The organism is Pseudomonas fluorescens (genome assembly GCF_019212185.1).
Taxonomy (GTDB): domain Bacteria; phylum Pseudomonadota; class Gammaproteobacteria; order Pseudomonadales; family Pseudomonadaceae; genus Aquipseudomonas.
Genome location: NZ_CP078138.1, coordinates 2,481,881 through 2,507,420 on the forward strand (window position 1 = coordinate 2,481,881; position 25,540 = coordinate 2,507,420).

The 25,540-nt window shown below is 61.1% G+C and carries 17 protein-coding genes and 1 pseudogene; 14 read left to right on the plus strand and 4 right to left on the minus strand.

Annotated elements, in window-relative coordinates; genetic code table 11:
* Window positions 1–19 precede the first annotated feature (19 nt).
* From KW062_RS11395 to KW062_RS11405, 3 genes are all read left to right on the plus strand, one after another.
* Window positions 20–1,186, plus strand: a complete 1,167-nt coding sequence (locus KW062_RS11395) for a serine hydrolase domain-containing protein (protein ID WP_105755695.1) — start codon at window positions 20–22, stop codon at window positions 1,184–1,186.
* A gap of 38 nt (window positions 1,187–1,224) precedes the next feature.
* Window positions 1,225–2,484, plus strand: a complete 1,260-nt coding sequence (locus KW062_RS11400; protein ID WP_105755694.1) for a cytochrome P450 — start codon at window positions 1,225–1,227, stop codon at window positions 2,482–2,484.
* Window positions 2,485–2,601: 117 nt separating this feature from the next.
* Window positions 2,602–3,561, plus strand: a complete 960-nt coding sequence (locus tag KW062_RS11405) for a SphA family protein (RefSeq protein ID WP_105755693.1) — start codon at window positions 2,602–2,604, stop codon at window positions 3,559–3,561.
* A gap of 62 nt (window positions 3,562–3,623) precedes the next feature.
* Here the strand turns inward: KW062_RS11405 and KW062_RS11410 are convergent, their stop codons facing one another.
* Complete coding sequence (locus tag KW062_RS11410; protein WP_105755692.1) at window positions 3,624–5,093, minus strand: efflux transporter outer membrane subunit; 1,470 nt, start codon at window positions 5,091–5,093, stop codon at window positions 3,624–3,626.
* Window positions 5,094–5,180: 87 nt separating this feature from the next.
* Here KW062_RS11410 and KW062_RS11415 point away from each other — a divergent pair, with 87 nt between their 5' ends.
* The 4 genes from KW062_RS11415 (at window position 5,181) to KW062_RS29260 (ending at window position 12,502) form a co-directional block, all read left to right on the plus strand.
* On the plus strand, window positions 5,181–5,801 hold the full coding sequence (locus KW062_RS11415; RefSeq protein WP_105755691.1) for a TetR/AcrR family transcriptional regulator: 621 nt from the start codon (window positions 5,181–5,183) through the stop codon (window positions 5,799–5,801).
* A gap of 178 nt (window positions 5,802–5,979) precedes the next feature.
* Window positions 5,980–7,101, plus strand: coding sequence for an efflux RND transporter periplasmic adaptor subunit (locus tag KW062_RS11420; protein ID WP_105755690.1), 1,122 nt, complete (start codon window positions 5,980–5,982; stop codon window positions 7,099–7,101).
* Complete coding sequence (locus KW062_RS11425; RefSeq protein WP_105755689.1) at window positions 7,098–10,169, plus strand: efflux RND transporter permease subunit; 3,072 nt, start codon at window positions 7,098–7,100, stop codon at window positions 10,167–10,169. The genes KW062_RS11420 and KW062_RS11425 overlap by 4 nt, the downstream gene beginning before the upstream one ends.
* A gap of 1,679 nt (window positions 10,170–11,848) precedes the next feature.
* On the plus strand, window positions 11,849–12,502 hold the full coding sequence (locus tag KW062_RS29260) for a methyl-accepting chemotaxis protein (protein WP_371321452.1): 654 nt from the start codon (window positions 11,849–11,851) through the stop codon (window positions 12,500–12,502).
* A gap of 120 nt (window positions 12,503–12,622) precedes the next feature.
* On the opposite strand, the gene mhpT is transcribed toward KW062_RS29260, so the two are convergent.
* Window positions 12,623–13,840 (minus strand): 3-(3-hydroxy-phenyl)propionate transporter MhpT, encoded by a 1,218-nt coding sequence (mhpT, locus tag KW062_RS11435; RefSeq protein WP_027620480.1) that lies wholly within the window; start codon window positions 13,838–13,840, stop codon window positions 12,623–12,625.
* A gap of 333 nt (window positions 13,841–14,173) precedes the next feature.
* Between mhpT and KW062_RS11440 the strand changes: the two genes are divergently transcribed.
* Window positions 14,174–15,496 (plus strand): OprD family porin, encoded by a 1,323-nt coding sequence (locus KW062_RS11440; protein ID WP_105755687.1) that lies wholly within the window; start codon window positions 14,174–14,176, stop codon window positions 15,494–15,496.
* 185 nt (window positions 15,497–15,681) lie between these two features.
* On the opposite strand, the gene KW062_RS11445 is transcribed toward KW062_RS11440, so the two are convergent.
* Complete coding sequence (locus KW062_RS11445; protein WP_027620478.1) at window positions 15,682–16,170, minus strand: MarR family winged helix-turn-helix transcriptional regulator; 489 nt, start codon at window positions 16,168–16,170, stop codon at window positions 15,682–15,684.
* A 213-nt stretch (window positions 16,171–16,383) separates the two neighbouring features.
* Between KW062_RS11445 and KW062_RS11450 the strand changes: the two genes are divergently transcribed.
* From KW062_RS11450 to KW062_RS29265, 6 genes and pseudogenes are all read left to right on the plus strand, one after another.
* Window positions 16,384–17,214, plus strand: coding sequence for a p-hydroxycinnamoyl CoA hydratase/lyase (locus tag KW062_RS11450; RefSeq protein WP_027620477.1), 831 nt, complete (start codon window positions 16,384–16,386; stop codon window positions 17,212–17,214).
* A gap of 101 nt (window positions 17,215–17,315) precedes the next feature.
* Complete coding sequence (locus tag KW062_RS11455; protein WP_027620476.1) at window positions 17,316–18,764, plus strand: aldehyde dehydrogenase; 1,449 nt, start codon at window positions 17,316–17,318, stop codon at window positions 18,762–18,764.
* 156 nt (window positions 18,765–18,920) lie between these two features.
* The gene (locus KW062_RS11460) at window positions 18,921–20,804 is read left to right on the plus strand and encodes a feruloyl-CoA synthase (RefSeq protein WP_256350979.1); all 1,884 of its coding nucleotides are present in this window, start codon (window positions 18,921–18,923) and stop codon (window positions 20,802–20,804) included.
* Complete coding sequence (locus tag KW062_RS11465) at window positions 20,801–22,042, plus strand: thiolase family protein (protein WP_105755685.1); 1,242 nt, start codon at window positions 20,801–20,803, stop codon at window positions 22,040–22,042. The genes KW062_RS11460 and KW062_RS11465 overlap by 4 nt, the downstream gene beginning before the upstream one ends.
* A gap of 42 nt (window positions 22,043–22,084) precedes the next feature.
* On the plus strand, window positions 22,085–23,833 hold the full coding sequence (locus tag KW062_RS11470; protein ID WP_105755684.1) for an acyl-CoA dehydrogenase family protein: 1,749 nt from the start codon (window positions 22,085–22,087) through the stop codon (window positions 23,831–23,833).
* 144 nt (window positions 23,834–23,977) lie between these two features.
* Window positions 23,978–24,437: pseudogene (locus KW062_RS29265) on the plus strand (helix-turn-helix domain-containing protein); the annotation flags it as partial.
* A gap of 59 nt (window positions 24,438–24,496) precedes the next feature.
* Here the strand turns inward: KW062_RS29265 and ppk2 are convergent.
* Entirely contained in the window at window positions 24,497–25,414 is a 918-nt protein-coding gene (gene ppk2 / locus KW062_RS11480; RefSeq protein WP_105755683.1) for a polyphosphate kinase 2, read from the minus strand.
* Between the last annotated feature and the right edge of the window lie 126 nt (window positions 25,415–25,540).

Below are 25,540 nucleotides of genomic sequence, written 5' to 3' on the forward strand. Positions count from 1 at the left end.
CTTGGGTAGGAATAGTCACATGCCAAACAACAATAAATGTTTTGACCCTGCTGCTTTGCAACGCCTGGACGATGCCATCAAGAATGATATCGAGGCGGGGTTGTACGACGGCGCCAATATAATCCTGGCACGCCATGGTCAGATTGGCTATGAAGCCTCCATTGGCTGGGCCGATAAAGAGAACGGTCGACATGCCACGCCGGATGATATTTATCGGGTGTTTTCCCTCACCAAGGCGTTTACCAATGTCATGGTGCTTCAGGCCATCGACCGGGGCATCTTGTCACTGACCACCAAGGTCGTCGACTTGATTCCCGAGTTCTATGGCCGGGATCGATTCCGCAGTGGGCGCAAAGACAGAATCAACCTGGCGCATCTGCTCACTCATCGTGCTGGCCTGGTTCCGACGCCTTGCCCGCTTCCCTACGACCAACTGGGCGATATGAATGCCGTGGTTGATGCAATCTGTCAGCTGGATGTGACAGGTGAACCCGGGGTAACGCTCAATTATTCCCCGACGCTGAACCACGTACTGATGGCTGAAATGGTTCGGCGCGCCAGTGGCGCAAATCGGTTCAAAGATCTACTGCAGAACAATCTCTTCGATTCCCTGGGAATGTCCAGTACCGCTCTGGGGGCTCCTGATGCGTGGAGCGATCGGTATGTCCCGATCAGAGCCAGGTTTCCCGATGGTGGTTGGCTCTCGGTGGCAGATATCGAGGTGATGAACGACATTATCAACAGTGAGGCTGAGATGCCTTGGGTTGGAGCGGTATCAACCGCCAGAGATGTATTCAAGTTTGCCGAAATGCTGCGCTCCGCCGTCAAAGGCGCTGAGGGCACGATCATAAGCTCGGCGATGATGGACGTCGCAACGACCAATCAGACGGGTGACCAGCCAAGCGACCTCTATAAAGCGCTGGCGGAAGCACGGGGTTGGGAAGTACCTCCTGCCAACTTCGGCTTGGGGTTTGCACTTTCAGGATCCGGTCTCTATCCGTCCTATTTTGGACCCACTACCAGCCCCCGGACATTCGGAAACTACGGTGCTGGCTCCACGCTTTTCTGGGTTGATCCGGCACGGGAAGTCACCTTCGTATGCCTGACCGCCGGGATCATGGAGGAAAGCGGAAATCTTCTGAGATTTCAGCGCCTTTCAACCTTGGCTATCGCTGCAGCCATCTAATACCTCTCTCCAGTTTTCCTCAAGGCAGGAGCCCCACCATGAGTCGTTGCCCTTTTAATCACTCCGCCCCGGCAGAGTTCGACCTCTTCAGCAATTTCTATTTGAATGATCCTGCAGCTGTGTTCCCGGGCGCCAGGGAAAATACCCCGGTGTTTTGGTATGAGCCCATAGGCGCTTGGATCATTACCCGTCGTGCCGACGTTGACGCAGCTCTGATGGATTGGGAACTGTGGTCATGCAAGTCCAACGGCGCGTTCATTGAGATCCCGGCTGAGTACTCTTCTATCGTGAGTTCCGAGCTTATGAGCGAGATCATGATCAGCATGGACCCGCCCAAGCATACGGCCGCTCGCAAAGTAGCTCAGAAGGGTTTTCTCAAGCCCAATATCGCCAAACTCGCACCGGAAATTGAGGTTCGTGCCAACAAAATTCTCGACAAGCTGGCGCCGGCTGGCGCTGCAGAGTTCATGGAGAGCTATTGTCTTGAATTGACCACTCAAACCTTGATGGCGCTCTTGGCGCTCCCTCCAGAAGATGAAGGTTTCATCCGCCAACTGCGAGACGATCATTTCCGGGTTCTCGCCAGTGGTCGCGAACCGATACCTGAACCGGAGCGTTCAACCGTCTGGCAGCGCTACGCAGCAGCACAACTTCATCTGCGCAAACTCGTCGACGAGCGACGGGAAAGTAAAGAGAGCGACATCATTTCCATTATGGCGAGCGCGCGCGAGTCTGATGGGTCGTATGCGCTTTCCAAAGAGCGCATCGCAATGCACCTGACGGAATTTGCTGCGGCGGGAACAGATACCACTGCTCAGGCGATGGCAAACGGGATCACGTTTTTATCTCAGCACCCGGATCAGCTGGCCGATGCACTTGCTGATGCCTCCCTGTGGCCGAAGGTCTTCGAAGAAACGGTTCGACGCAGGCCATCCGCTCCGTTCTCTTCGCGTGTTGCGACTAGGGACACCGAAGTGGCTGGGGTGAAAATCAAACAAGGAGATTTCGTGTGGCTTGCGTTGGTGAGCGCAAACACCGATCCGGCCGGCGTAGTCGACCCGATGGCTTTCAATATCCATCGCGAAGTGTTAGATGAGCAGAGCCACTACGCCTTCACCAAAGGACGCCACACATGCCTGGGTGCACCTCTTGGGCGCCTCCAGGGAACGATAGGCTTGCGCGTTGCCTATGAACGTCTGAAGTCGCTCAGGACCAAGCCTGATCAGGCACTGGACTTTCTGCCGCTGGCACTGCTGCCGATTCGTCGTTCCCTCCAAGTCCAATGGGATGCCGCATAAGGGACCTATCGGTAAAGAATGCTCTCGCAGGCCCGAATACCAAGATAACCGTGGGGTTCGGTGACCTGCGCAATCAAGAGTACGTGTACCTCTAATAATAATAGTCCGGAGTCACTTATGTACTGCGTCGTGCGAATTTCAAAAATTTCATCCGTTGCTGCAATATTGATTATTTCATTAAATGTGAAGGCCGCAGAATCCATCTCCCCCGCAGGGCCTATCGGAGGAACCGATATACGATCGGCATTACTTCCTCCGCCGGGCAACTACGGTGCTGCTGTCGCCGGGGGTATGAATATTGATAAGTGGTACTCGTCCGACGGCGAGTCAATGGATGCGGATGGGCATGTTTACTTTGCGGGTACAGGTTTGCTGCACGTCTATGAGCAGACCTTGCTGTCTGGGACTATCGCTTCCAGTCTCTACCTGGGTGCGCTGGAAACGTGCTTCGGTATTTCCAAAGTGTCCTGTGACTCAGGTATTCAAGACATCTACTCTGATGTATTCGCCTGGAGTCTGTTCAACCCGGCGAAAAATTTTTCACCGGATAGCCCCATACCCTATGGCACAGCGTATTGGGTCGGACTGGGCTTGAATATTCCAACCGGAGATTTCAAGAAGGACCGAGTGCCCAACGTAGGTTCCAATTTTTACACGATCTCGCCAAACGTAGGCATCACACATACCATGCCCAGCATTTTGCCCAAAGGGGCAGGGGACGCTACAGAGCTAAGTGCGAGGCTCTTCTTCAATTACTATACGGAGAATCCTGATACTGATTACCAGTCGGGCTATGTCGTAAGCCTGGATTTTGCGGGCACTCAACGTAGTGGGCCATGGCAATACGGTATTACGGGGACCGCCTATAAGCAGCTCAATGATGACACGCTGAATGGCGAGAATTTGGGCAATGGCGGCAATCGTGCTGCGTTACTCAGTGTGGGTCCCTTGCTTGCCTATGATTTCAACATTGATGGTAAACCATACAATTTGATGGCCAAGTTCCTCACCTCGGCGTGGGGAGAAAATACCACCGGGGTAAGTGGTCTAACACTTCGTTTGGCAACCGAACTTTAAAAGATTATCCGGTCGGTAGGGATATGGGGCTCAGGCAGCTATCCCATCGTCCGACGGCGATATCATTCTTGCAGAGTCCTTGATCCGACACGCCCACCTGATGCTTCCCGCTGCCAGCCACCCCCCAATGCCTTGAACGTGGCCACTGCCGCACGAGCTGACGCGGTTTGTGCCTGGGCCTTGGCATCGGAAGCCGCGAGAAGATGTTCGTCCGCATCCAGCACTTCGATCAGGCTGACCACGCCTTTTTCATAGGCGATAAACGAGGTCGCTCGGGCTTTGCCATACGCCGACTCACCCAGGGCGAGTTGGGCTGATTGTTGCTCGCTGTGGATCAGCGCGGAAAAAGCGCTTTCAACCTCTTCGCAGGCCCGCAGGACGGATTGCCGGTAAGCGGCCAGGGCCTCGGCTTCCTGACCTTTTGCCAAATCAATCTGCGCATTGATGCGGCCAAAATCGAACAGCCTCCAACGCAACCCAAGGACCGCCGAAGCCTGGCTGGCGCCGTTGCTGAACAGGTTCGCGGTGGATACCGAGGTGGCACTGCCGAGCAGCGCGCCCACCGACAGCTTGGGGTAGTACTCGGACATGGCTTCGCCGATGCGTGCGTTGGAGGCCGCCAGGCGCCGCTCGGCGACGATCAGGTCCGGGCGCCGGCGCAGCAGGTCTTGCGGAGCACCCATGTCCGAGAGGCCGGGCACATTGGGGATCGGTGCGGGTTGGGTCAGTTGCGCGCGGTAAGTTCCCGGGGCCTTGCCCAGCATCACGTCCAGCGCATTCAAGGCTGCGTCGAGGCCTGTTTGCAGGACCGGAATCGTCGCCTGCGCCTGATTCAGCGCGCCCTGGGTCTGGTTCAATTGCAGTTCGGCTGCCAGGCCTTTTGCGTAGAGGTGTTCGATGGTGGTGAGCAGTTGTTGTCGTGTGTCGACTTGATGCCGGGCTATTTCCAGGCGTGCCTGAAGGCCACGGATACTGAGGTAGAGATCGGCTGTCTGGGCCACCACGGCCAGGCGTGTCGCAACCGCTCCGGCTTGCGAGGCCTGGTAATCGGCGAAGGCGGCTTCCTGGCCTCGGCGCAATCCGCCAAATACATCCAGCTCCCAGCTGGCATTCAGATTCGCCTCATACGCACTGCCGTAGCGATTGTAAGAAGGATCGGAATTCAGCACCTGACCCAACGGCGTTTCCAGCGACTGGCGGGCCCGGGCCGCTTGCCCGTTGACGCTGGCCGACGGCAGCAGGGCCGCGTCAGCGGCGCCCAGACCGGCGCGAGCCTGCTCAATCCTGGCGCTCGCCTGGGCCAGATCGAGGTTCTGTTGCAGTGCCAGATTGACCAGCTGACTGAGCATCGGGTCATTGAATGCACTCCACCAGGCCGCGAGATCTGCCTCTGCGGCGCCCACCTGGCGTACCGTTTGTGCTGAGAAATGCTCAGGCAATGCCACACTGGGTGCCGAGTAGTCGGGGCCAACCGTGCAGCCGGCAACCATGCCCAGACACAGCAGGATGGCAAAACGAGGAGGAGGGTGCATGGGATACCTGCGAGACGGTTGGTTTGTGACGATATTACGAATTGGTCACAAGTTGTCAACCTCCTTTGGGATGAGTAAGCTGCTCCCATGAATCAGCCATCAGTTCCTTCGCCCAGCACCCGTGGCCCAGCCGATCACGACATTCGAGACCAGATTGTCGCGGCGGCCAACGAGCATTTCAGTCAGTACGGTTATGGCAAAACCACGGTTTCCGACCTGGCCAAAGCCATCGGTTTCTCCAAGGCGTACATTTACAAGTTCTTTGAATCCAAGCAGGCGATTGGTGAAGCCATCTGCAGCAACTGCCTGAGTCAAATTGTGGCGGCCGTTGAGCAGGCGATCAGTGTGGAGGGTATTTCGGCCACTGAACGCTTTCGGCGCCTGGTCAAAACCGTGATCGCAACCGGTGTGAGCCTGTTCTTCAACGACCGCAAACTCTATGACATCGCGGCGTTTTCAGCGTCGGAGAGCTGGCCCAGCTCGCAAGTCTATGACGCCCGGATCAAACGCTTCATTCTGCAAATCGTGCGTGAGGGGCGAGAGCTCGGCGAGTTTGAACGCAAGACGCCGCTGGACGAAACGGTCGAGGCCATTCATCTCGCGCTGCGACCCTTCGTCAATCCTCTGCTGTTGCAGCACAACCTCGATTTTGTTGAAGAAGCCCCGTCTCTCATCTCCAATCTTGTACTGCGCAGCCTGATGCCTTGAACCTCTGCTGACGGATGCGCTGCGCATCCGTATCAGTCTGTGCGCTTGTAATAAATCCCGTAGCGAGCTCCTTTGCCTGGCTTTGATCAAGCAGGCGGTCGTGATTTGCCTTGATGGTGACTATTGACTTAATTGGTCACTTGAATAAGCATGATGCATCCGCTACCGAGAGGTCGTCATGATTCAGCGCCACCGCATGTCACTCATTTTCATTGTCTTGTTGCCGTTTGCCCTGACGGCGTGCAACCAGGCCACGCCTGCCGATCCCCGCCTTCAAGTGCCCTTGGTGCGCATCGACGTGGTCCAGCCTTCTGCGCCCGCGACCCGGCAATTCACCGGTATCGTCGCGGCGCGCGTGCAGAGTGATCTGGGGTTTCGGGTGCCAGGCAAAGTCCTGGAACGCTTGGTGGACGCCGGTCAGAGTGTCAAGCGCGGGCAGCCGCTCATGCGCATCGATGCCAACGACCTGAAATTAACCGCCAGGGCGCAGCAGGAGTCGGTACTGGCCGCGATGGCCCGGGCCCGCCAGGCCTCCGATGACGAGCTGCGCTACCGTGACCTGGTCTCCGTCGGCGCGGTCTCCGCCTCGGCTTACGCAGGGATCAAAGCGGCGGCCGACTCGGCCAACGCTCAGCTCAACGCGGCCCAGGCCCAGGCTGACGTGGCAAAAAACGCGACCGGCTATTCAACGCTGCTGGCCGATGCTGACGGAGTGGTCGTGGATACCCTTGCGGAACCGGGGCAGGTGGTTGGTGCAGGGCAGGTGGTGGTGCGCGTTGCCCATTCCGGGCAGCGCGAGGCGGTGATTCAGTTACCCGAGACACTGCGTCCTGCGCTGGGCTCGGTGGCGACGGTTGCACTCTACGGGCAGAACCAGCGTGCAGGCAGCGCCCGACTCCGGCAGTTGGCCGACTCCGCGGACCGCCAGACCCGAACCTTTGAAGCCCGTTATGTGCTGGAAGGTGCGTTCTCCAGTGCCACCCTGGGTTCAACGATCTCTGTGGCGATCGCCGACACCGATGGGGTTGATGCCAGGGAGCTGCAGGTGCCAATGGGCGCCCTTTACGATGCGGGTAAAGGCCCAGGTGTCTGGGTGGTTGGAGGAGAGCCACAGCAGGTGGCCTGGCGCCCGATCCAGGTGCGCAGCCTGAATAACGAGGGCAGTGTGCGGGTGACGGGTGATCTGCGGGTGGGGGATCGTGTCGTCGCTTTGGGCGCGCACCTTTTGAGCGAGGGCGACGAGGTCAGGACTGAGCCTGCCGGCGCCACGCAAAAAGCCGTGGTTGAGGTGAGTCGATGAGCGGCTTCAATCTCTCGGCACTGGCCGTACGCGAACGTTCAATCACCTTGTTCTTGATCCTGCTGATTTCCGTCGGTGGCTTGTTTGCCTTCTTCAAACTGGGGCGTGCGGAAGACCCTGCATTCACCATTAAACAATTGACGTTGGTCACCGCCTGGCCCGGGGCGACAGCCCAGGAGATGCAGGACCAGGTGGTGGAAAAGCTGGAAAAACGCATGCAGGAACTGCGTTGGTACGACCGGACCGAGACCTTCACCCGCCCCGGCCTGGCCTTCACCACGGTTTATCTGCTCGACAGCACGCCGCCTTCAGCCGTCCAGGAGGAGTTTTACCAGGCGCGCAAGAAAATCCTCGATGAGCAGAGGGGGTTGCCGGCCGGGGTGATCGGCCCGATGGTCAATGATGAATACTCCGACGTCACTTTCGCGCTCTACGCGCTCAAGGCCAAGGGCGAGCCGCAACGTCTGCTGGTGCGTGAAGCCGAGAGCTTGCGCCAGCGCCTGCTGCATGTGGCGGGGGTGAAGAAGGTCAACATCATCGGTGAACAGGCTGAGCGGATTTTTCTCGAGCTGTCCTATGAGCGCCTGGCAACGCTAGGCATTTCCGCTCGAGACATTTTCAGTGCGTTGAACACGCAGAACATGATCACCCCGGCGGGCTCGGTTGAAGCAAAGGGGCCGCAGGTTTTCATTCGCCTGGATGGCGCGTTCGATGATTTGCAGAAAATTCGTAATACCCCGCTGACGGTGCAGGGCAGAACCCTCAAGTTGTCCGATGTGGCTGAGGTCAAGCGCGGTTATGAAGACCCGGCGACGTTCCTGGTGCGCAACAATGGCGAGCCGGCATTGTTGCTCGGCGTGGTCATGCGCGATGGCTGGAACGGTCTCGATCTGGGCAAATCGCTGGAGGCCGAGGCGACCGCGATCAACCAGCAGATGCCGTTGGGCATGAGCCTGACCAAGGTCACGGATCAGGCGGTGAATATCGACGCATCCGTCAACGAGTTCATGGTGAAGTTCTTTGCTGCCCTGGGCGTGGTGCTGCTGGTGTGCTTTCTCAGCATGGGCTGGCGGGTCGGGGTGGTGGTGGCTGCTGCGGTCCCGCTGACCCTGGCCGCGGTGTTCATTGTCATGGCGGCCACGGGCAAGGACTTCGACCGGATTACCCTGGGCTCGCTGATACTGGCACTGGGGCTGTTGGTGGACGATGCAATCATTGCCATCGAGATGATGGTGGTGAAGATGGAGGAGGGCTATGACCGCATCAAGGCCTCCGCGTATGCCTGGAGCCATACGGCCGCGCCGATGTTGTCGGGGACGCTGGTCACGGCCATCGGCTTCATGCCCAACGGTTTCGCCAAGTCGACTGCCGGTGAGTACACCGCGAACATGTTCTGGATCGTCGGCATTGCCCTGATCACTTCCTGGGTGGTGGCCGTGGTGTTTACCCCGTACCTGGGAGTCAAGCTGCTGCCGCAGGTCAAGGTGCCTGAAGGCGGGCACGCGGCCATTTACGGGACACTCAACTACCAGCGTTTCCGACGCCTGCTGGGCGCTGTGATCCGCCGCAAAGGCTTGGTCGCGACCTCCGTGGTCGGCCTGTTTATCGTGGCAGTCCTGGGCATGGGCGTGGTCAACAAGCAGTTCTTCCCGACGTCCGACCGACCCGAGGTGCTGGTTGAAGTGCAGATGCCCTACGGCACCTCTATCGAGCAGACTGACGGAGCGGCGGCCAAGGTCGAGGCATGGTTGGCCCGGCAGCCGGAGGCCAGGATCGTCACCGCTTATATTGGCCAGGGCGCGCCGCGCTTCTACCTGGCGATGGCCCCTGAACTGCCCGATCCGTCCTTCGCAAAAATCGTCATCCTGACCGCCAATGAGCAGGAGCGTGAGGCGCTCAAGCTGCGCCTCAGACAAGCCGTGGCCGATGGTCTGGCACCTGAAGCGCGAGTGCGAGTCACGCAGTTGGTATTTGGTCCTTATTCACCCTATCCGGTGGCCTTTCGCGTGATGGGCGCCGACCCTGCGGTGTTGCGCGATATCGCCGGGCAGGTGCGTGAAGTCATGACCGCCAGTCCGCTGACGAGGACCGTCAACACCGACCTGGGTGAGCGGACACCGGCACTGCATCTCAGCCTGGATCAGGATCGCCTGCAAGCGTTCGGCCTGACCTCGAACGATGTCGCGCAACAGTTGCAGTTCCTGCTGACCGGAGTGCCTGTCACCGAAGTCCGTGAGGACATTCGTGGGGTTCAGGTGGTGGCCCGCTCCGCTGGCGAGACCCGTCTGGATCCCTCGAAAATTGCCGCCTTCACCCTGACCGGTGCCCAAGGCCAGCGTGTGTCGCTGTCCCAGGTCGGGACGGTGGATGTGCGCATGGAGGAGCCCATCCTGCGCCGTCGTGACCGGACACCGACCATCACCGTGCGCGCTGACGTGGCTGAAGGTCTGCAGCCCCCCGATGTCTCCAACGCCTTGATCACCCAGTTGCAGCCGACCATCGAAAGGCTACCGGCGGGCTACCGCATTGAAGTGGCCGGCGCGATCGAGGAGTCGGGCAAAGCGAACAAAGCTTTGCTGCCATTGTTCCCGATCATGATCGCGCTGATGTTACTGACCATCGTCCTTCAGGTGCGCTCGATGTCGGCCATGATGATGGTGTTCGCCACTGCGCCGTTGGGCCTGATTGGCGTGGTACCCATTCTGCTGCTGTTCCAGCAGCCGTTCGGGATAAACGCCCTGGTGGGACTGATTGCCCTGTCGGGGATTCTGATGCGCAACACGCTGATCCTCATCGGCCAGATTCACTCCAACGAGCAAGCCGGCCTGTCGCCCTACAACGCTGTGGTCGAAGCCACCGTGCAGCGCGCGCGACCGGTGATTCTCACCGCGTTGGCAGCGATGCTGGCATTCATTCCGCTGACCCACTCGGTGTTCTGGGGGACGCTGGCCTACACCCTGATTGGCGGTACGTTCGCCGGCACTGTGCTGACCCTGGTGTTTCTGCCAGCGATGTACGCCCTTTGGTACAGGATCAAGCCTGAACCAGCGCCATTGCAGGGCACCTGACGCTTTTCGCCTCACGTTGAAGCAGGCGTTCTGACTGACCAAGGCCGACAGAACGCCTTCAACCCAAGCATTTCCTGCGATCCATGAAAATGCTTAGGATGCTTACGACTTGGCTTGATAGTTGCTGTCAATTTGCCATTCCCCTGTCGCGGTTGGAGAGGTAGATGTCGCTTTCAAGTCAGGCCATGCAGTTATCTTCCAGCGAAAAGCACTGGTTACCCTGGTTCGGCAAAACCGGAAAGATCGCCCTGGGTTGGTCATGCCGACTCAATCGGTCGGCTTACCCGGTGATCGAACAAACCTTTGAAGCCATTGCCCACACCCGCGTGCAGTTGCTGCACAACTGGACGCGCGAGCATTGGGAGCACCTGGCGGAGCTGGCGGAACATCTGGCTCGGGATTTTGCCCATATCGACAGTGCGTCGCTGCTGGACAAGCTCGCTCAGGCCGAAGACTTTTCCGAGCTGTTTGTCGTGGCTGCCGACGGCGCCGTCATTGCTTCAACCTGGGGCGGACGCGTCAATCATCCGCTCGGCAAAACCCGCACCCTGGCCGAAGGGTTGAAGGCGCCGTTTCTGCACGGTCCTTACAGCGATCCATTGACCTTGCAAATCGGTCCCTCGACTTCACGTTTTCACGATGAAGTCACCCTTATGTTTTATCAGCCGCTGAAGGTTGATGGAAAAGTCCTGGGCTGCCTCTGCGGGCGCGTGCCGAACGATGTGTTGGGTGATCTGATCCAGCGCGAGGCCGGGCACATCTATGCCGAGTCCGGCGACAATTACTTGTTCATGGCGCAATCACGCTTTGATCCGGCGATCGCCCCAGGCACCGCGTTGTCGCGTTCGCGTTTCGAGGACGGCACCTTCACCCACGGCGAAAACCTGAAAAGTGGCGTGCACACGCCTTACAAGACCGTGCAGATCCAGCGGCACACTGAACTGGAACTGCGCTTTACCGACCCGGCGACTCAGGAGTTGCACCCGGGAGTGCGCGAAACCATTCGCAAGGGTTCCAATCTGTTCGTCACCTATCCCGGTTACTCGGACTACCGGCACATCCCGGTGGTGGGCAAGGGCGTCACGTTCCAGTTGCCAGGCTCACCGGATCGCTGGGGCATGATGTGCGAGGCCGACCTGGAGGAAGTTTACCGCCGACGCTCACTCAGCTACGGCTTGATGAAACCCTATCTGGCGACCATGACCGGGCTCTTCGCTTGCAACTTCGCGGTCCAGCATTACAGCGGCCTGGCACAGGGAGTGATCGATACGCTCGAGGTGTTGAGCATGGTCGGCGCCGCGCTGCTGTTCAGCCTGTGGGGGCCTAAACGGCTTGCACAGCGATTGAGCGAGATGACTGGGGTGATCAGGACCATCGCCGAGGGCGAGGGCAACCTGCGTCAGCGCCTCGACACCACGCGGATGGCCAACGACGAGACCGGTGACATGGGGCGCTGGATCAACAGCTTCATCGACAATCTGGACTCGGTGGTCGGGCAAGTGGTGAAGGCCAGCAGCAACGTCGGCAGCACTAATCAGATGATGTTGGGCCGCAGTCAGGAAGCGGGTTTCACTTGCGCCGAGGTGGCCGAAGCGGTGCACCACATGATGATCATCGTCGAGGATCAATTGGGCGAGATCCAGCAAGCCTCCGCCAGCGCCGAGCAAATGAAGCAGGCCATGGACGAAGTTGTCAGCCGTGCCCGCGAGCAGTTTCTTGCCGTGCAGGCGGGCACCCAGTCGATTCGCGATGTGGTCGAGCGCTCATCTTCAAGCGTGCAGTTGCTCGACAGCCGCATGGCGCAAATCGGCAACATCACCGGGCTGATCAGCGACATTACCAACCAGACCAACCTGCTGGCACTCAATGCCGCCATCGAGGCCGCGCGCGCCGGCGAACATGGACGAGGCTTTGCCGTGGTCGCCGATGAGGTGCGCAGTCTCGCCGCACGCACCTCCCGGGCCGCCGACGATATTCGGCAGATGGTCGAAGGCTTGCAGAACGAAACGCAGAATGCCGTGAGTTTCATGAAGGAGGGCGTCACCGACGTCGATAACAGCCTGCGCCTGGCTGAAGATGCCTCCTCGGAAAATGTGCAGTTGCACCAGGCGGTGGAAAGCATGTTTGCGATCATTCAACAGCTCAACAATCGCAGCCTCGATTACGGCAAGACCATCAAACAGGTCGACCAGTCCTCCGCGCAAATGCGCCAGACGGTGGTGGTGTTGCAAGGCAGTGCCGAGACCGTGAGGCTCAATGCCAACAAACTGCAGAAGCTGGTGGGGCAGTTTGAGGTGAGTAGCAGCGGTAATGGGCGGGGGGTGGCGGCTTGAGGGAGGGATGACTTGGTCGTCGTGGTCAGTTCATGCGAAGAAGTTGCGCAGGACTCGCGACGGTCCGATGGCGACCGTCGCGAGTCCTGCGAGTGCTAATCTCTGCCTGTGTCAGGCGGTTTAATTAGCGGTTTTCAGTTGCCCCTCTTCAGTTGCCCCCGTCCGCCCAATCACCGTCAAAATCGCCAGCGCCGCAATCACCAATCCAGGCGAAGTCGCCAACAACACCCCGGTAGTCCCCGCACCGGCGGCCAGAATCTGCCCCGCAGCCAATGGACCGGCCACCGAACCCAGACGACCGATGGCTACCGCGGCGCCGACGCCGGTGGCGCGTACTGCAGTCGGGTAGGACGGCGGCGCCAGTGCATAGAGCACCAGCTGCGCGGCCATGACGAACAAGCCTGCGGCAAAGCCGGCGATGGCCATCGGCACGATGCCCACGGCCAGGCCGACGCCTGCGAGCGCTGCCAGCAACCCGGCATACACGCCCAGTACCACTTTGGTGCCATTGCAACGGTCCAGGAGCAGGCCACCGAGCAGTGAGCCCAGTGCGCCGCCGATGTTGAACAGCATCTGCACCATGCCCGCCTGGGGTTTGCTGAAGCCCTGGGCGATGAGCAGTGACGGCAGCCAGTTGAGCAGCATGTACATCACGGTCAGGGTGAAGAAGTAGCTCAGCCACAAGGCCAGGGTGTTGCGGGTACGGCCTTCGCCGAACAGCGCCTGGACGCTGGAGGGGCGCGAGGTGTCGGTGGTCGAGTGTTGCTGGCGGAAGGCAGTGGACTCCGGCAGCAGCAGGGCCATCAAGGGCACGATCAGCAAGGGCGCCAGGCCGCCGATGATGAAGGTGGTTTGCCAGTGTTCGCTGGAAAACATCGCCACCACCGCCGCCAGCGCACCCCCCAAAGGCACACCGCAATACATGACGCTGATGGCGGTGCCACGGTTGCGCTCACTGACGGCTTCGGCGCACAGGGCGATCAGGTTAGGCAGGGCAGCGCCCAGGCCCAGACCGGTCAGGAAGCGCACCAGCAGCAGGCTGGTGTAGCTCTCGACATAGGCGGTGCACAGGGAAAACACACCAAACAGCAGCACGGCACTGACGAGGATTTTCTTGCGACCGATGCGATCGGCGATCCAGCCGCCAAAGAATGCACCCGGCAGCAGGCCGATGATCCCGACGCTGAACACCCAGCCCATCATCTTCGGATCCAGGGCAAAGCTCTGGCGCAGCCCGGCGGCAGCTGTGCCGGCGGCTTGCAGGTCGAAACCTTCGATCAGCGCAACGATAAAGCACAAAGCGATTGTCAGCGTCGAACGACGCGATGGGCTGTCCATGGATGGAACCTCATTGTTGTTTTTGTTGTGGAGTCGAGCCGTCCCGGCGCATGGCGCACGCTGGGGCTGGCTGCTGGTGAATAAGATAACAAAGATAACTAAAAAATGAAGCGGCAGAGAAAAATCCATTGGCTCGTTAAATTGCCCTTTTAAATCAATGGTTAAGCGCATCAATCAGCTTAGGTATGTGAAATAGATAATAATATTAATGTTCGATTATCGGTCATTCGCCATTGACAGGGCTTGTCGGCTGTTTCCATTCTCTGTCCGCGAAGCCGGCTGCACTGAGCTTCTCCGGCAGCCCCAACAACAATAAAAAATGGAAATCGAAACATGCCAAATCTCCGCACGCACGACATTGTGACGGCGCCAGCCCCTTGTGTTCCCGGCATCAGTCGCGGGCTGGTCCTGACCCTTCTCGGCTTGAGCGTACTGCCCACCCAGCTTCGCGCCGCGGGCTTTATCGACGACAGCCATGGCACCCTGACCCTGCGCAATTACTACATGGACCGCCAATACAAGGACGATGGGGCCAAGTCCGCCGCGAAGGAGTGGGCCCAGGGTTTCATCATGAACATGGAGTCGGGTTTTACCGAAGGGCCGGTGGGGTTTGGCCTGGACGTGCGCGGGCTGATGGGGGTCAAGCTCGACTCCTCGCCGGATCGCAGCGGCACCGAGTTGCTGCCGGTGTCGGCCAGTGACAACCGTGCAGCAGACGAATACTCACGTCTGGCGCCGACCGGCAAGCTGCGGTTTGCCCAGACCACGGTGAAGAGCGGGGATGTGTCGATCTTCCTGCCGTTTGCCTTTGCCAGTCCCTCGCGCTTGCTGCCACAAACCTTTCGCGGCACCATCCTGAGTTCGAAAGACATCGACGGCCTGACGTTCAACACTGGCTACATCGATCGGATCAACAAGCGCAACTCCACCAACTACGAGTCGATGACGGTCGCCTCGCCCAACCGGCGCTTCAACGCCACGGCCACGACCTCGCACATGGCCTATGTGGGCGGTGATTATCAGGTCAACAAGGAACTGAGCCTGCGGGTCTATCACGCCGAGGCGACGGACCTGTACCAGCAGGACACCTTTGCCTTGCTGCATGACCTGCCCCTGGGTGGCGGCACCCTGACCAGCGACCTGCGCAGTTTTTTCAGTCGCGAGGATGGCAGCGCCAAGGCCGGTGACGTCGATAACCGCAACCTTTCGGCGCTGTTCAGCTACCGCTATGGCGGCCACCGCCTGGGCGTCGGCTACATGCATTCCAGCGGTGACACGGCGACGCCCTACATCTCCGGGACCGAGCTGATGGGCATGAGTGAGCTGACCATGGCGTCGGACTTTCTCAATGCCAAGGAGCGCACCTGGCAGGCGATCTATGACTACGACTTCGCCGCCTCCGGCGTGCCCGGGCTGCGGGGCCGGTTGCGCTACCTGCGCGGCGACAACATCGAGTTGAAAGCCTTCAACGCCGAAGACCGCAAGGAGCGCGAGTTCCAGATGGAGCTGGGCTACGTGGTGCAAAGCGGTCCGCTGAAAAACGTCGGCCTGGTGGCGCGCAAGGCAATCTACCGCAATGACTTCCCCACTGGCGCCGCCTTCCGCGATGAAAACCAGACGCGGTTTCTGGTGACCTATACCTTGCCGATCTGGTGAGTGCGCGTGTTGCGGTGGGGCTGATGGCCCCATCGCGAGCGGGCTCGCTCCTACAGTGGGTTTGGTGTTAATCACAGAGGCTGTGGAGCTTGCAGCCCCTGTAGGCGCTGGCTTGCCAGCGAGGCGTAGGCACTGCTGGCGCAAGGCTCAAGGCCCCACAGGCCCGCTCCCACCCTTCAGATTTTCTATTCCTGATAAATCTTCTTCAGCAGCCGCAGCAGCTCGTCGCGTTCCTGGTCGTCCAGTGCCGAGGTGGCGTCGAGGTCGCTTTGGGCGGCGATCTGGTTCAGTTCCTTGAGCAGGGTCTCGCCGGTCTTGCTGAGGAATATCCCGTACGAGCGCTTGTCCGGCTTGCAGCGTACGCGCACTGCCAGCGCCCGGCTCTCCAGCTTATTCAGCAGCGGTACCACCTGGGGCGGCTCGATGCTCAGGGCCCGGGCCAGGTCGGCCTGCATCAGGCCGGGGTTTTGATTGATGATCGCCAGCGCCGAGAATTGCGCGGGGCGCAGATCGTGGGCCGAGAGACGGCTGATCAGGTTCTGGAACAGTTTCAGTTGCGCACGGCGCATGGCGTAGCCGATCAGATCATTCAGCGCCGAATCCATGGGCGCCTGGGTCTCGGCGGGAGTCGACGCAGCCTCGACCGACTCGGCGAGGGGGGAGGGCTTGGCCATTGCGGGGAAGTCCTGAAGAGTGGAGGTTAACAAGACTATCTAGTTTGCCGACCTTGGCCGGTGATTGCTACGGCCAATATCGCTCGGCGCCAAGACCGACCAGTCCATCACCTGCGAGAAAATTGGTTAAATCAATTAATAGTTAATTGACATAACTAATTCGCTGCTTTAATTTCGAGTCATCTTCAAAACCCAGAACAAGAGAGCATCGCCATGAGCACATACGAAGGTCGCTGGAAAACGGTCAAGGTCGAAATCGAAGACGGCATCGCGTTTGTCATCCTCAATCGCCCGGAAAAACGCAACGCGATGAGCCCGACCCTGAACCGCGAGATGATCGATGTTCTGGAAACCCTCGAGCAGGACCCTGCCGCCGGTGTGCTGGTGCTGACCGGTGCGGGCGAAGCCTGGACCGCAGGCATGGACCTCAAGGAATACTTCCGCGAAGTGGACGCCGGCCCGGAAATCCTCCAGGAAAAAATCCGCCGCGAAGCCTCGCAATGGCAATGGAAACTGCTGCGCATGTACGCCAAGCCGACCATCGCCATGGTCAATGGCTGGTGCTTCGGCGGCGGTTTCAGCCCGCTGGTGGCCTGCGACCTGGCGATCTGCGCCGACGAAGCAACCTTCGGTCTCTCGGAAATCAACTGGGGTATCCCGCCGGGCAACCTGGTGAGCAAGGCCATGGCCGACACCGTGGGCCACCGCCAGTCGCTCTACTACATCATGACCGGCAAGACCTTCGGTGGGCAGAAAGCCGCCGAGATGGGCCTGGTCAACGAAAGCGTGCCCCTGGCGCAACTGCGCGAAGTCACCATCGAGCTGGCGCGTAACCTGCTCGAAAAAAACCCGGTGGTGCTGCGTGCCGCCAAACACGGTTTCAAACGCTGCCGCGAACTGACCTGGGAGCAGAACGAGGATTACCTGTACGCCAAGCTCGATCAGTCGCGTTTGCTGGACACCGAAGGCGGTCGCGAGCAGGGCATGAAGCAATTCCTCGACGACAAGAGCATCAAGCCTGGCCTGCAAGCGTATAAACGCTGAAGGACGACGCTGCGGGCGCATTGCGCGAAGGCGAGTGCGCCCTGAAGCTGCGTTTACATCACTGCTAAGCATTCCGATAAAGACGATAAAGAGGAATCACCATGCTGGACGTGCCCCTGCTGATTGGCGGCCAGTCGTGCCCCGCGCGCGACGGTCGAACCTTCGAGCGCCGCAACCCGGTGACTGGCGAGTTGGTGTCGCGGGTTGCCGCCGCCACCCTGGAAGATGCCGACGCCGCCGTGGCCGCTGCCCAGCAAGCGTTTCCCGCGTGGGCCGCGCTGGCGCCCAATGAACGGCGCAGCCGTTTGCTCAAGGCCGCCGAACAATTGCAGGCGCGCAGCGGCGAGTTCATCGAGGCGGCGGGCGAGACCGGCGCCATGGCCAACTGGTACGGGTTCAACGTACGGCTGGCGGCCAACATGCTGCGTGAAGCGGCATCGATGACCACCCAGGTCAATGGTGAAGTGATTCCCTCGGACGTTCCCGGCAGTTTCGCCATGGCCCTGCGCCAACCCTGTGGCGTGGTGCTGGGCATCGCCCCCTGGAACGCCCCGGTGATTCTCGCCACCCGGGCGATTGCCATGCCGCTGGCCTGTGGCAACACCGTGGTGCTGAAGGCTTCCGAGCTGAGTCCGGCGGTGCATCGCTTGATCGGCCAGGTGCTGCAGGACGCCGGCCTGGGCGATGGTGTGGTCAACGTCATCAGTAATGCGCCGGCGGATGCGGCACAGATTGTCGAGCGCCTGATTGCCAACCCGGCCGTACGCCGGGTCAATTTCACCGGTTCGACCCACGTCGGGCGCATTGTCGGCGAGCTCTCGGCACGCCACCTCAAACCGGCGTTGCTCGAGTTGGGCGGCAAGGCACCGTTGCTGGTGCTCGACGATGCCGACCTGGAGGCTGCCGTGCAGGCGGCGGCGTTTGGCGCCTACTTCAACCAGGGACAGATCTGTATGTCCACCGAGCGCCTGATTGTCGATGCCAAGGTGGCCGACGCCTTTGTCGCCCAGTTGGCGGCCAAGGTCGAGACCCTGCGCGCCGGTGATCCTGCCGACCCGGAGTCGGTGCTCGGTTCGCTGGTGGACGCCAGCGCTGGCACGCGGATCAAAGCGTTGATCGATGATGCCGTGGCCAAGGGCGCGCGCCTGGTGATCGGCGGGCAACTGGAGGGCAGCATCTTGCAGCCGACCCTGCTCGACGGCGTCGACGCGAGCATGCGTTTGTACCGCGAAGAGTCCTTCGGCCCGGTGGCGGTGGTGCTGCGCGGCGAGGGTGATGAAGCGCTGTTGCAACTGGCCAACGACTCCGAGTTCGGTTTGTCGGCGGCGATTTTCAGTCGTGACACCGGCCGTGCCCTGGCCCTGGCCCAGCGGGTCGAATCGGGCATCTGCCACATCAACGGCCCGACCGTGCACGACGAAGCGCAAATGCCTTTTGGCGGGGTCAAGTCCAGCGGCTACGGCAGTTTTGGCGGCAAGGCATCGATTGAGCATTTCACTCAGTTGCGCTGGGTCACCCTCCAGAATGGTCCACGGCACTATCCGATCTGAACCGGCAACACGGTGGGCGGCGTCTTCCACGCAAAGCCGTCGCCCGCCAGCATCACCGAAATAACAATAACAAGGCTGCAGCCAACGGCTGCCATGCCAGCGATGAGTCACCCGAGTGTGGCTCGGTCCTGGTGTGCCTCGACGGAGAACAGGCACTTGAGTTCCGAATCCAGTTTGCAATCCCACGCCCCAGCCAGCGCTCCGCGCTATCGCCACGTGTCCATCGGTGGCGCAGCGGTCGAGGTCACGCAGCGCCACGGCGAACTGCACATGCGCTCCCTCGAACCCCTGGCCGAGATGCCCCCGCGCTTGCTCGACCGTTTGCTGCATTGGGCCCGAGTGCGTCCCGATCAGACCTTTATTGCCGCCCGCCAGGATGGCGGTGACTGGCGGCGGGTGAGTTACGCGCAGATGCTCGACAGCGTGCGGGCCATCGCCCAATCCCTGCTCGGCTACGGACTGTCGGCCGAGAGGCCGCTGGTGCTGCTGTCGGGCAATGACATCGAACATTTGCAAGTGGCCCTGGGCGCCATGTACGCCGGCATTCCCTACTGCCCGGTGTCGCCGGCTTACTCGCTGCTGTCCCAGGATTACTCCAAGCTGCGCCACGTCTGCGAACTGCTGCAACCGGGCCTGGTGTTTGTCAGTGACGCGGCCGCCTATGGCCGCGCCATCGACGCCGTGCTGCCCCAGGATACGCCGCTGATCAGCGTGCGCGGCGAGGTGGCCGGGCGTCCTCAGGTGAGTTTCGCCAGCCTGCTGGAGCAACCGGGTGGCGCCGAGGCTGAAGCCGCGTTTGCCGCCACTGGGCCAGACACCATTGCCAAGTTTCTCTTCACCTCCGGCTCGACCCGCCTGCCCAAGGCGGTGATCACCACCCAGCGCATGCTCTGCGCCAACCAGCAGATGCTGTTGCAGACCTTTCCGGTGTTCGGCGAAGAACCGCCGGTGCTGGTGGATTGGTTGCCGTGGAACCACACCTTCGGCGGCAGCCACAACCTCGGCATCGTCCTGTACAACGGCGGCAGTTTCTATCTGGATGACGGCAAGCCGACCGCCCAGGGTTTTGCCCAGACCCTGCGCAATCTCAAGGAAATCTCGCCCACCGCTTACCTGACGGTGCCCAAGGGCTGGGAAGAATTGGTCTCGGCGCTGGAGCAGGACGCTGAACTGCGCGCCAGTTTTTTCAAGCGCGTCAGCCTGTTTTTCTTCGCCGCCGCCGGGCTGTCGCAAAGCATCTGGGATCGCCTCGACCGGGTCGCCGAACAGCACTGTGGCGAGCGCATCCGAATGATGGCCGGACTCGGCATGACCGAGGCCTCGCCGTCCTGCACCTTCACCACCGGGCCTTTGTCGATGGCCGGCTACATCGGCTTGCCGGCGCCGGGCTGCGAGGTACGCCTGGTACCCAAGGAAGGCAAGCTCGAAGGGCGCTTCCGTGGGCCGCACATCATGCCCGGCTACTGGCGCTCGCCGCAGCAGACCGCCGAAGTGTTCGACGAGCAGGGCTATTACTGTTCCGGTGACGCACTCAAGCTGGCCAACCCCCATGCGCCGCAACAAGGCTTGATGTTCGACGGGCGCATTGCCGAAGACTTCAAGTTGTCGTCCGGAGTTTTCGTCAGCGTTGGCCCGCTGCGCAATCGCGCGGTGCTGGAGGGCTCGCCCTATGTCCAGGACCTGGTGGTGACCGCGCCGGACCGCGAATGCCTGGGCGCCCTGGTGTTCCCGCGCCTGTACGAATGCCGCCGCCTGGCGGGGCTCGCGGCTGATGCCAGTGACGCCCAGGTACTGGCCAGCGCGCCCGTGCGCCAGTGGTTCGGTGACTGGCTGCAGCGGCTCAATCGTGACGCCAGCGGCAATGCCAGCCGCCTGGAGTGGATCGCGTTGCTCGACGAGCCGGCGTCGATTGATCGCGGAGAAATCACCGACAAAGGCTCAATCAACCAGCGAGCGGTGTTGCAGTGGCGTGCGGAGCAGGTCGAGGCGCTGTATCGCGGTGAAGAGCCCTCGATCCTGCGTGCCGGGCCACGTCCATGAGTAGCGCTGGGCAGTTTTGCGCATTCAACGATGTAGCGATTCTCGACGCGGTGCGCACGCCCTGGGTCGATGTCGGCGGGGCGCTGGCCCAGGTCTCGCCGATCGATCTGGGGATCAAGGTCGGTCGTGAGGTGCTGGCCCGTAGCGGGCTGGCGCCAGAGGCGGTCGACTCGGTGTTGGCCGGCTCCATGGCTCAGGCCAGCTTCGACGCCTACATGCTGCCACGCCATATCGGGCTCTACAGCGGCGTGCCGCAACAAGTGCCGGCACTGGCGGTGCAGCGCATCTGTGCCACCGGTTTCGAACTGCTGCGCCAGGCGGGCGAGCAGATTGGCGCGGGCGCGCAACTGGCGCTGTGCGTAGGCAGCGAATCGATGTCGCGCAACCCGATTGCCGCCTACAGCCATCGCGGCGGATTTCGTCTCGGGGCGCCGGTGGAGTTCAAGGATTTCCTCTGGGAAGCGCTCTACGACCCGGCCCCGGGACTGGACATGATCGCCACCGCAGAAAACCTCGCCCGGCGTCACGGCCTGAGCCGCGAGGCGGTGGACCGCTTCGCCCTCGACAGTCACCAGTTGGCTTTGCAGGCGCAAGGCAGCGGCTGGTTCGACGCGGAAATAGTCGCAGTGTGCAATGAAGTGTTTGAGTTGCAGGGCTATCAGCCGCGAGGCATTGCCCTGCCGCGACGCTGCGAGGCGGTCACTGCGGACAGTCACCCGCGTCCCACCGATCTGCCGGCGCTGGCCCGGCTAACGGCGATTCACCCCGAGGGCTTGCAGACCGCCGGCAACAGCTGTGCGGTGGTCGACGGCGCAGCGGCGGCGCTGGTCGGTCGCACTTGCCTGAGCGACCGTCCGCCGCTGGCGAATTTGTTGGCGACGGCGGTGGTCGGGGTAGCGCCGGAGTTCATGGGCATCGGCCCGGTTCCGGCGATCCAGTTGCTGCTGCAGCTTACCGGGCTGAGCCTGGACGCCATCGGCCTGTTCGAAATCAACGAGGCGCAGGGCGCCCAAGTGCTGGCGGTGGCTCAATCGCTGGAGCTGGAGGGCGAGCGGCTCAACCGTCGTGGTGGTTCGATTGCCCTTGGGCATCCCTTGGCCGCCACCGGCTTGCGCCTGGTGTTGACCCTGGCCCGGCAACTGCGCGAGCGAAATCTGCGTTACGGCATTGCTGCTGCCTGTGTCGGCGGCGGGCAGGGCATGGCCGTGCTGATCGAAAACCCGGATTTTCGCGGCTGAAGCATCGCGCGGTTCCTCCTATTTGATGACTCGAGGTGTGCCATGTGGCAGTACCAGGCGCCGTTGCGCGACATGCAATTTGTCTTTGAACAGTGGCTGCAAGCCCCAGAGGCCTGGCAGCAGATGCCGGCCTTCGAGGCTCTCGACTTGCCACTGGCCTGCCAGGTGCTGGAAGAGGCCGGACGCTTCAGTGCGCAGGTACTGGCGCCGCTCAACAGCAGTGGTGACCGCCAGGGGTGCCGTTTCGAGAGTGGCCAGGTGACCACGCCGGACGGTTTTGCCCAGGCCTACCAAGCCTATGTCGACGGTGGCTGGCCGGCCCTGGCCTGTGCTGAAACCTTCGGTGGCCAGGGCCTGCCGCAACTGCTCGATGCCGCCTTGCAGGAAATGCTCTACGCCAGCAACCACGCCTGGGCGATGTACACCGGAATCGCCCATGGCGCCTACCTGTGCCTCAAGACCCACGCGCCAGAGTGGATTCAGCAACGCTACCTGCCGTCGATTGTCAGCGGCGAAACGCTGCCGACCATGTGCCTGACCGAACCTCAGGCCGGCAGTGATGTCGGCCTGCTGCGTTGTCGCGCCGAACCCCAGGACGACGGCAGTTATCGATTGAGCGGCAGCAAGCTGTTCATCTCCGGCGGCGAACATGACCTGACCGAGAACATCCTGCACCTGGTGCTGGCCCGCTTGCCCGGAGCACCCTCCGGGAGCCGGGGCGTGTCGCTGTTCCTGGTGCCCAAGCGTCTGGATGGCGGATTGAGCAATGCCGTGCGCTGCGATGGCATCGAACACAAGATGGGCATCAAGGGCAGTGCCACCTGTTCGCTGGTGTTCGACGGTGCTCAAGGCTGGCTGATCGGCGAGGCCAATCGCGGTTTGGCGGCGATGTTCGTGATGATGAACTCGGCGCGCTTGCATGTCGGCCTGCAGGGCCTGGGGCATGCCGAGTCGGCGTCGCAGAACGCCTCTGCCTATGCGCTGGAACGCAAGCAAATGCGTGCGCCCGCTCGCCCGGTCGAAGTCGAAGCCGAAGTGGCCGACCCCATTCATTTTCATCCGGCCATGCGCCGGGTGTTGCTGGAACTGAGGGCCTATGCCGAGGGCATGCGTGCGGTCGGTTACTGGGCGGCGCATTTGTTGGATCAGTCCGAGCAGGCCGAGGATCTGCCCACTCGTCAGCGCGCCTTGCAACTGGCGGAGCTGCTGACGCCGGTGATCAAGGCGTTCTTCACCGAGCAGGGTTTTCGCCTGGCCAGCAACGCCTTGCAGGTGTTCGGTGGCTACGGCTACGTCAGCGAGTTCGCCATCGAACAGACCCTGCGCGACAGCCGGATCGCGATGATTTACGAGGGCAGCAACGAAATCCAGGCCAATGACCTGCTGCTGCGCAAAGTGCTGGGGGATGAAGGTCGCGCCTTTGGCCAACTGTTGGCGGTCATGCGCGAAGAGGCCGAACTGGCCTGTAACGACACCCGCTTTGGCGCTGAGCTGGTGCAGCTGTGCGACAAACTCGAGACAGTGCAACTTGAGATAGGGGACCTCGCCGTCACGGAGCGCGAATACCCGTATCGAGCCGCTGGCGATTTCCTGCGCCTGTGTGGCGTGGCGCTGTTGGGGTTTTCCTGGGCGAGAGCGGCACGGGTGTCTCGCCTGTTACCTGACAGCGATCCACTGCGTGCCAACAAACTGGAAACCGCGCGTTTCTTCTTTGCCTACCTGCTGCCAGAAGCCGATCAACGCCTCGCAGCCATTCGGGCGGCGAGAGCGCCGTTGCCGTTTTTGATCTGAAAAAACGCCCGCCAGGCCCAATGTGGCTCGCTCCCACAAACAGCGCGAACCACATCGAGCCACCGCCGCCACGCCAGTTGTACAGGCCGAATTCCTGTCCAGGGTTGGCCCATAACCCCATTTGAACACCTGCCAGGCGTTGTCTACCGCCTGAACGTGTTCCCGATCAGCCTGCCGCCGTTGCGTGAGCGGCGCGAAGATATTCCGTTGCTGATGAGCTACTTTCTGCGTCACTTCAGTCAGCGCCATGGGCGGCGTTTGGCGGGGTTCAGCACAAGGTTGGTGAATGCGCTGCTGACCTATCGGTTTCCCGGCAACATTCGCGAGTTGCAGAACCTGATCGAGCGCGGAGTGATCTGCGCTGGCGACGGGGAGGTCACCGACTCCAGCGCCCGTCGCCGACCGGGTATCGGGCGATCCGCTGTTGGAGGGGTTGCAGGCTTTCGTCTCCGGACGCCAGCGGACCCTCAACCAGCCCCTGGCAGAAATCGAACTGCACCTGGTGCGCCTGGCAATGGAGCGCACCGGCGGCAATATCACCGCCGCCGCGCAAATGCTCGGCATGAGCCGCGCCCAGGTCAGTTATCGGCTCAAGGGCAACTGACACCGGGCGCTCCGCTGCTGGCGATGAAGTCGATGCGGTTTGTCCTGGAACGAAGTGCCTCAATAAACCTGCGGCACGATGATGTCCGGTGGGGTGGGGCTGCGGGAATAGTCTTCCTGGCGCAGACGCTGCGGCAGCTCGATGCGGGCCTGTTCGACTTCTTCATAAGGCATCTGCGCGAGCAGGTGGCTGATGCAGTTGAGCCGGGCCTTTTTCTTGTCGTCGGCCTGCACCACCCACCAGGGCGCTTCGCTGATGTGGGTGCGCTCGAGCATGATTTCCTTGGCCTTGGTATAGGCCTCCCAGCGGCGCCGTGACTCCAGGTCCATCGGGCTGAGCTTCCATTGCTTGAGCGGGTCGTGAATGCGGCTGAGAAAACGCAGGTGCTGTTCCTGGTCGGAAATCGAGAACCAGTACTTGATCAACTGAATGCCGGAGCGCGCCAGCATCCGCTCGAATTCCGGCACGCTGCGGAAAAATTCTTCGTACTGTTCCTCGTTGCAAAAGCCCATCACCTGCTCGACACCGGCGCGGTTGTACCAGCTGCGGTCGAACAGGACGATCTCGCCGGCGGCGGGCAGGTGCGAGACATAGCGCTGGAAATACCACTGGGTGCGCTCGCGGTCACTCGGCGCGGGAAGCGCCGCGACCCGGCAGACCCGTGGATTAAGACGCTGGGTGATGCGCTTGATCACGCCCCCTTTGCCAGCGGCATCGCGGCCTTCGAACAGAATCACCACCTTGTGCCCGGTCTTCACCACCCAGCTTTGCAACTTGACCAACTCGCCCTGCAAACGGAACAACTCGCTGAAGTAACGACGGCGCTCGGCCTTGGCCGGGGTATCGCCCGGTTGATCCGCGAACAGCGAAGCCAGGTCGTGATCGTCTTCCAGCAACTCCAGTTCCAGCTCTTCGTCACTGTGGTCGAGCAACTCGCGGTGGATGCGATGCATCAGGGTGTCGTTGGTTAACAGCATGTTCAAGGCTCCCGACCCGTTTGGAAGCCCCGATGCTAGCCCCGCGACTGTGACGTTCTGGTGACGAAACGTCTGTCAGAAAAATTTCCAATGTCATCCTGATGTCATCTACCCCGTGCAGGATCG

Bases quoted from the DNA above. Each gene is read 5' to 3' on its own strand.
- KW062_RS11425 (WP_105755689.1), top strand. From the start codon at position 7,098: ATGAGCGGCTTCAATCTCTCGGCACTGGCCGTACGCGAACGTTCAATC.
- KW062_RS11450 (WP_027620477.1), top strand. From the start codon at position 16,384: ATGAGCACATACGAAGGTCGCTGGAAAACGGTCAAGGTCGAAATCGAA.
- KW062_RS11395 (WP_105755695.1), top strand. From the start codon at position 20: ATGCCAAACAACAATAAATGTTTTGACCCTGCTGCTTTGCAACGCCTG.
- KW062_RS11400 (WP_105755694.1), top strand. From the start codon at position 1,225: ATGAGTCGTTGCCCTTTTAATCACTCCGCCCCGGCAGAGTTCGACCTC.
- KW062_RS29260 (WP_371321452.1), top strand. From the start codon at position 11,849: ATGGACGAAGTTGTCAGCCGTGCCCGCGAGCAGTTTCTTGCCGTGCAG.
- KW062_RS11415 (WP_105755691.1), top strand. From the start codon at position 5,181: ATGAATCAGCCATCAGTTCCTTCGCCCAGCACCCGTGGCCCAGCCGAT.
- ppk2 (WP_105755683.1), bottom strand. From the start codon at position 25,414: ATGCTGTTAACCAACGACACCCTGATGCATCGCATCCACCGCGAGTTG.
- KW062_RS11405 (WP_105755693.1), top strand. From the start codon at position 2,602: ATGTACTGCGTCGTGCGAATTTCAAAAATTTCATCCGTTGCTGCAATA.
- KW062_RS11410 (WP_105755692.1), bottom strand. From the start codon at position 5,093: ATGCACCCTCCTCCTCGTTTTGCCATCCTGCTGTGTCTGGGCATGGTT.
- KW062_RS11455 (WP_027620476.1), top strand. From the start codon at position 17,316: ATGCTGGACGTGCCCCTGCTGATTGGCGGCCAGTCGTGCCCCGCGCGC.
- KW062_RS11440 (WP_105755687.1), top strand. From the start codon at position 14,174: ATGCCAAATCTCCGCACGCACGACATTGTGACGGCGCCAGCCCCTTGT.
- mhpT (WP_027620480.1), bottom strand. From the start codon at position 13,840: ATGGACAGCCCATCGCGTCGTTCGACGCTGACAATCGCTTTGTGCTTT.
- KW062_RS11420 (WP_105755690.1), top strand. From the start codon at position 5,980: ATGATTCAGCGCCACCGCATGTCACTCATTTTCATTGTCTTGTTGCCG.
- KW062_RS11445 (WP_027620478.1), bottom strand. From the start codon at position 16,170: ATGGCCAAGCCCTCCCCCCTCGCCGAGTCGGTCGAGGCTGCGTCGACT.
- KW062_RS11470 (WP_105755684.1), top strand. From the start codon at position 22,085: ATGTGGCAGTACCAGGCGCCGTTGCGCGACATGCAATTTGTCTTTGAA.
- KW062_RS11465 (WP_105755685.1), top strand. From the start codon at position 20,801: ATGAGTAGCGCTGGGCAGTTTTGCGCATTCAACGATGTAGCGATTCTC.